Here is a 5,886-nt window from a genome sequence, read left to right as displayed (position 1 = left end):
ATGAGCGTTGTTTAGATGAGTTCTTTGAAATGTAATGATACAATAGACAAGTAGTACAAGATGTATTCTGTGTTGTTGAATCGATGCGGGATACGGGAAGATGAAGAGTCACTGTCTTTTTCTGTGTTCATTTTTGTGATGGACGTGGTTTTATCTTTAATACTTGAATAGATTTAGGTGTATCTTTGGGCCACATTTAAGGGATGTCTTCGGATATTCTTTTTAATCAGATTTATTACCTACGGATGTATGTATGTTGATGCATGGACGTTGTTTTGTGTATTTTCGTGTATTTGTAGGTAGAATATATTTTACAATGTAGAGTTTGATCCTGGCTCAGGATGAACGCTAGCTACAGGCTTAACACATGCAAGTCGCGGGGCAGCATGGGGATTGCTTGCAATCTCTGATGGCGACCGGCGCACGGGTGAGTAACACGTATCCAACCTGCCTATTACCACGGTATAACCCGATGAAAGTCGGCCTAATCCCGTATGTAGTCTTCCAATGGCATCAGCAGTAGACGAAAGGTTTAGCGGTAATGGATGGGGATGCGTCCGATTAGCTAGTCGGTGAGGTAACGGCTCACCGAGGCAACGATCGGTAGGGGTTCTGAGAGGAAGGTCCCCCACACTGGAACTGAGACACGGTCCAGACTCCTACGGGAGGCAGCAGTGAGGAATATTGGTCAATGGGCGAGAGCCTGAACCAGCCAAGTAGCGTGCAGGATGACGGCCTTATGGGTTGTAAACTGCTTTTATGCGAGGATAAAGTTACCCACGTGTGGGTGTTTGCAGGTATCGCATGAATAAGGACCGGCTAATTCCGTGCCAGCAGCCGCGGTAATACGGAAGGTTCTGGCGTTATCCGGATTTATTGGGTTTAAAGGGAGCGTAGGCTGTTTTTTAAGCGTGTTGTGAAATGTACCGGCTCAACCGGTGATGTGCAGCGCGAACTGGAAGACTTGAGTGTGTTGTAAGTAGGCGGAATTCGTGGTGTAGCGGTGAAATGCTTAGATATCACGAGGAACTCCGATTGCGTAGGCAGCTTACTGTCTCACTACTGACGCTGATGCTCGAAAGCGCGGGTATCGAACAGGATTAGATACCCTGGTAGTCCGCGCGGTAAACGATGGATGCTCGTTGTTGGTATATATATATCAGTGACTTAGCGAAAGCGTTAAGCATCCCACCTGGGGAGTACGCCGGCAACGGTGAAACTCAAAGGAATTGACGGGGGCCCGCACAAGCGGAGGAACATGTGGTTTAATTCGATGATACGCGAGGAACCTTACCCGGGCTTGAACTGCCGGCGAACGATTCAGAGATGATGAGGCCTTTCGGGGCGCCGGTGGAGGTGCTGCATGGTTGTCGTCAGCTCGTGCCGTGAGGTGTCGGCTTAAGTGCCATAACGAGCGCAACCCCTTTTTATAGTTGCCATCGGGTAATGCCGGGCACTCTGTAGATACTGCCACCGTAAGGTGTGAGGAAGGTGGGGATGACGTCAAATCAGCACGGCCCTTACGTCCGGGGCTACACACGTGTTACAATGGCGCATACAGAGAGTTGGTTGTATGTAAATACGGTCTAATCTTGAAAGTGCGTCTCAGTTCGGACTGGGGTCTGCAACCCGACCCCACGAAGCTGGATTCGCTAGTAATCGCGCATCAGCCATGGCGCGGTGAATACGTTCCCGGGCCTTGTACACACCGCCCGTCAAGCCATGAAAGCCGGGGGCGCCTGAAGTCCGTGACCGCGAGGGTCGGCCTAGGGTGAAACCGGTGATTGGGGCTAAGTCGTAACAAGGTAGCCGTACCGGAAGGTGCGGCTGGAACACCTCCTTTCTGGAGTGGTGCTGGATGTATTTATCTATTTTTGTATAAGGATAAGAGTTGGTAACTTTTTGTTTTCTTTTATCTTGTACTATATTTGTCTGTTTTGTATCTATATTTTCTTTATAGATGGAAGATATAAGATACCAATACTCTGGTGCTGTTTTCAGGCTTGGGTTTTGAATCTGTTCGGAGTCCTATAGCTCAGTTGGTTAGAGCGCCACACTGATAATGTGGAGGTCGGCAGTTCAAGTCTGCCTGGGACTACACATAGCCGCAGGCAATGTGTACAGGCAGCAAGTCTGGGACTACACATAGCCGCAGGCAATGTGTACAGGCAGCAAGTCTGGGACTACACATAGCCGTAGGCAATGTGTACAGACAGTAAGGTGAGTGATTGGGGGATTAGCTCAGTTGGCTAGAGCGCTTGCATGGCATGCAAGAGGTCAACGGTTCGAGCCCGTTATTCTCCACGTTTGGTATTCTTGTTTTGATGATTCCCTTAGGTATAAGGGGGATTAGCTCAGCTGGCTAGAGCACCTGCTTTGCAAGCAGGGGGTCAACGGTTCGAATCCGTTATTCTCCACATGAGCGTTATACGCGCATAAAGTTCTTTGACATATTGACACAAGCGAAACTGTAACTTAAAACTTAGTATGATACTAATTCTGAGATGACAGCTGAAAGTATGAGCATGATGTTGTTTAGCATATCTGTTCTCGATTTTTTTGACAGGAATTGAGAGTAGGATGTATGGATGGCATCTGGTCGAGAAAGTAATGAAGGGCGCATGGCGGATGCCTTGGCTCACAGAGGCGATGAAGGACGTGATAAGCTGCGATAAGCTGCGTGTAGGTGCAAATACCCATTGATGCGCGGATTTCCGAATGGGACAACCCACCTGTCTGAAGGGCAGGTATCACTGCACTGGCAGTGAGGCGAACCGGGGGAACTGAAACATCTTAGTACCCCGAGGAGAAGAAAATAAAAGAATGATTCCCTTAGTAGTGGCGAGCGAACGGGGAGGAGCCCAAACCGTTGTTGTGGCAACGCAACTGCGGTGTTGTAGGACCGCGTTATTGTACTTTTGATGGTGAGAAGAATCCTTTGGAAAGAGGAATCACAGAGGGTGATAATCCCGTATTCGAAGCCAGAGAAGACATAGCGGTATCCTGAGTAACGCGGAACACGTGAAATTCTGCGCGAATCCGCCGGGACCATCCGGTAAGGCTAAATACTCCTGTGAGACCGATAGCGAACCAGTACCGTGAGGGAAAGGTGAAAAGCACTTCGATTTGAGAAGAGTGAAATAGTACCTGAAACCATGCGCCTACAAGCGGTCGGAGCATATTTTATATGTGACGGCGTGCCTTTTGCATAATGAACCTACGAGTTACCGTTACCAGCGAGGTTAAGCGACATGAGTCGCGTATCCGTAGTGAAGGCGAGCCTGAATAGGGCGTTTTAGTTGGTAGTGGTAGACGCGAAACCAAGTGATCTACACATGTCCAGGATGAAGTCCCGGTAACACGGGATGGAGGTCCGAACGGATAAGCGTTGAAAAGCTTCCCGATGAGATGTGTGTAGGAGTGAAAGGCCAATCAAACTTGGAGATAGCTCGTACTCCCCGAAAGGCATTTAGGTGCCGCGTACAGTGTTTACCTCAAGAGGTAGAGCGACCGATAGGACGCGAGGGCTTCACCGCCTATCAAGTCCTGACGAACTCCGAATGCTTGTGGTCAGAAGCTGTGCAGTAAGGGGGCGGGTGCTAAGGTCCGTCCCCGAGAGGAGAAGAATCCGGACCGCCGTCTAAGGTCCCGGAGTTCTGCCTGAGTTAGTCTAACGAAGTCCGGTCCCCGCGACAGCCAGGATGTTGGCTTGGAAGCAGCCATTCATTTAAAGAGTGCGTAACAGCTCACTGGTCGAGGGTCTGGGCATGGATAATAATCGGGTATAAGGCAGACACCGAAGACGCGGGATAGTAATGTATATTAAAAGTATCGGTAGGGGAGCATTCCATCGGCGTTGAATGCGGTGAGACGATCACCGCTGGAGCAGATGGAAAAGCAAATGTAGGTATAAGTAACGATAAGGAGGGTAAGATTCCCTCCCGCCGTAAGACTAAGGTTTCCCGGGCAATGTCAATCATCCCGGGGTCAGTCGGGTCCTAAGGCTCAGCCGAATGGCGAGGCCGATGGCAGAAAGGGTTAATATTCCCTTACTGCCGTATGGAGCGATGTGGAGACGGAGGCGTGACACCACCGCGGAGCGACGGAATGCTCCGTTAAAGAATGTAGACGTAGAGAAGGGCAGGCAAATCCACCCTTTGAGTTGAACTTCGAGAGTATGTGCTCTTCCTCGGAAGAGCGCAATAGCGTGGGTAATCAAACTCCCGAGAAAATCCGCTAAGCTTCATCCATGCGGCACCCGTACCGTAAACGGACACACGTAGTCGGGTAGAACATACTAAGGCGTTGAGAGATTCATGGTTAAGGAACTAGGCAAATTGACCCCGTAACTTCGGGATAAGGGGTCCTCGTCGCAAGGCGAGGCGCAGAGAATAGGTCCAGGCAACTGTTTAACAAAAACACAGGGCTGTGCAAACTCGAAAGATGATGTATACAGCCTGACACCTGCCCGGTGCCGGAAGGTTAAGAGGAGAGCTCAGAGCGTAAGTTCGAAGGTTTGAATTGAAGCCCCGGTAAACGGCGGCCGTAACTATAACGGTCCTAAGGTAGCGAAATTCCTTGTCGGGTAAGTTCCGACCTGCACGAATGGTGTAATGATCCGGACGCTGTCTCAACCATGATCTCAGTGAAATTGTAGTATCGGTGAAGATGCCGATTACCCGCGATGGGACGAAAAGACCCCGTGAACCTTTACTGCAGCTTAGCATTGACCTTGGTCATCCGATGTGTAGGATAGGCCGGAGGCTTAGAAGCGCGGGCGCCAGCCCGTGTGGAGCCATCCTTGAAATACGGCCCTTTGGCTGTCTGAGGTCTAACCCGCAATGTGCGGGGACACTGCTTGGTGGGCAGTTTGACTGGGGTGGTCGCCTCCAAAAGCGTAACGGAGGCTTCCAAAGGTGCCCTCAGGCCGATTGGTAACCGGCCCATTAGAGTGCAATGGCATAAGGGCGCTTGACTGGGAGGCAGACATGCCGATCAGACAGGAAACTGGGGCATAGTGATCCGGTGCAAGTGTATGGAAACTGCATCGCTCAAAGGATAAAAGGTACTCCGGGGATAACAGGCTGATCCCCCCCAAGAGCTCATATCGACGGGGTGGTTTGGCACCTCGATGTCGGCTCGTCACATCCTGGGGCTGGAGAAGGTCCCAAGGGTTGGGCTGTTCGCCCATTAAAGTGGCACGCGAGCTGGGTTCAGAACGTCGTGAGACAGTTCGGTCTCTATCTATCGTGGGCGCAGGAGTTTTGCGTGGCCCTGTCACTAGTACGAGAGGACCGTGATGGACAGACCTCCGGTTGACCGGTTGTGCCGCCAGGTGCACCGCCGGGTAGCTGAGTCTGGAGTGGATAAGCGCTGAAAGCATCTAAGTGCGAAGCCCACCGCAAGATGAGAACTCCTCATGAGGGTCGTCCGAGACGAGGACGTTGATAGGGTGCAGGTGTAAAGACGGCGACGTCAAAGCCAAGCACTACTAATTGCCCGAAACTTTCCAAACACCGCCGCTCCTGCTTTCAGTTGTTCCCCCTCTCTCTGGCAGAGAGAGAGGAAATGACCGTATCAGTACGGTTGTAAGTTATAGCCCCTGCGGCACAGACCTCCCTTCCCCCCATCATTGATGGGATAAGGAATAAGGAAATCCCCCGCAGGCTCGCTTGTGACACATGTCAAACCCCACATCAGGTGGTTATTGCGTCGGTGTCCCACCTCTTCCCATTCCGAACAGAGAAGTTAAGCCCGACTGCGCCGATGGTACTGCACAGCAATGCGGGAGAGTAGGAGACCGCCTTTTTTTCATACAGAGGAGTTCATCTGATTCGTCAGATGAACTCCTTTTTCTTTGTAGATAAGATAAAGATAACGATAACC

General features: G+C 50.9%; 3 tRNA genes and 3 rRNA genes. All 6 read left to right on the top strand.

Annotation, left to right across the window (positions count from 1 at the left end):
- Window positions 1–313: 313 nt before the first annotated feature.
- The 6 genes from HMPREF0658_RS10550 to rrf all read left to right on the top strand — a co-directional run bounded on the left by HMPREF0658_RS10550 (window position 314) and on the right by rrf (window position 5,809).
- Window positions 314–1,843 (top strand): 16S ribosomal RNA (locus HMPREF0658_RS10550).
- 181 nt (window positions 1,844–2,024) lie between these two features.
- A tRNA-Ile gene (locus tag HMPREF0658_RS10545) sits at window positions 2,025–2,098 on the top strand.
- Window positions 2,099–2,230: 132 nt separating this feature from the next.
- Window positions 2,231–2,304: transfer RNA gene (locus tag HMPREF0658_RS10540), tRNA-Ala, on the top strand.
- 39 nt (window positions 2,305–2,343) lie between these two features.
- Window positions 2,344–2,417, top strand: a tRNA-Ala gene (locus HMPREF0658_RS10535).
- Between the two features lie 184 nt (window positions 2,418–2,601).
- Window positions 2,602–5,514, top strand: a 23S ribosomal RNA gene (locus HMPREF0658_RS10530).
- 182 nt (window positions 5,515–5,696) lie between these two features.
- Window positions 5,697–5,809: ribosomal RNA gene (gene rrf, locus HMPREF0658_RS10525) — 5S ribosomal RNA — on the top strand.
- Together the 16S, 23S and 5S rRNA genes with 3 tRNA genes alongside form the textbook arrangement of a ribosomal RNA operon.
- Window positions 5,810–5,886 lie beyond the last annotated feature (77 nt).

It is taken from the genome of Hoylesella marshii DSM 16973 = JCM 13450 (assembly GCF_000146675.1).
Taxonomy (GTDB): Bacteria; Bacteroidota; Bacteroidia; order Bacteroidales; family Bacteroidaceae; genus Prevotella; species Prevotella marshii.
The sequence above is the reverse complement of the archived record's forward strand: the minus strand, read 5'-3'. Positions and strand labels throughout refer to the sequence as shown.